Genomic DNA, 721 nt, shown 5'->3' with positions numbered 1-721 from the left:
TGGTAGGGGTCATACCACCACCATTGGGCGCGTTCGCCGGTCGGTCCCGGACACGGCGCCACCGCGGGCCGGGGTTGCGTGGGTGGGCGCGCCAGCGATCCCGGGCTTAGCAACCGGCCGGCGTTGTCGGTGACGATCAGCGCGTCGGCGGGGCCGGTGATGGTGATGACGCCCCGATGGTGCAACCGGTGATGATAAGGGCAAACCAGCACCAGGTTGGCCAACTCCGTGGGCCCGCCGTCTTCCCAGTGCCGCAGGTGATGGGCGTGCAGACCCCGGGTGGCTCCACAGCCGGGAACCGCGCACATGCGGTGGCGATACTCCAGCGCGCGGCGCAGCCGCCGGTTAATCACCCGGGTCGCGCGTCCGGCACCAATGACCTCGCCGTGCCGTTCGAACCAGACTTCACACGTGGCATCACAGGTCAGGTAGCGGCGGTTCGCATCGGACAGCAACGGACCCAGATGCAGTGCCGCAGCCCGCTGCTCAACGTCGAGGTGCACCACCACGGTGGTGTGCTGGCCGTGCGGGCGGCGGGTGGCCTCGGCGTCCCAGCCCGCCTCCACCAGACGCATCAACGCCTCGACAGCACCCGGCAACGGCGGCCGCTGATCTAAACCGTCCCCGCCATCGCCGTGATCCTGCTTCCACTGAGCGATCAGCGCATCACGATGAGACGCCAACGCGGCGTCGAACTTCGCGGCATCCAGATGGCCCAGGG

General features: G+C 69.1%; 1 protein-coding gene. It reads right to left on the bottom strand.

Annotation, left to right across the window (positions count from 1 at the left end; translation table 11 throughout):
• Positions 1–721: HNH endonuclease signature motif containing protein (locus A5764_RS11605; protein ID WP_156664631.1), on the bottom strand; the 721-nt coding region annotated here is incomplete at both ends.

This window comes from Mycobacterium sp. 852002-51057_SCH5723018 (assembly GCF_001667035.1).
Lineage (GTDB): Bacteria > Actinomycetota > Actinomycetes > Mycobacteriales > Mycobacteriaceae > Mycobacterium.
This window is presented reverse-complemented; position numbering and strand designations above follow the sequence as displayed.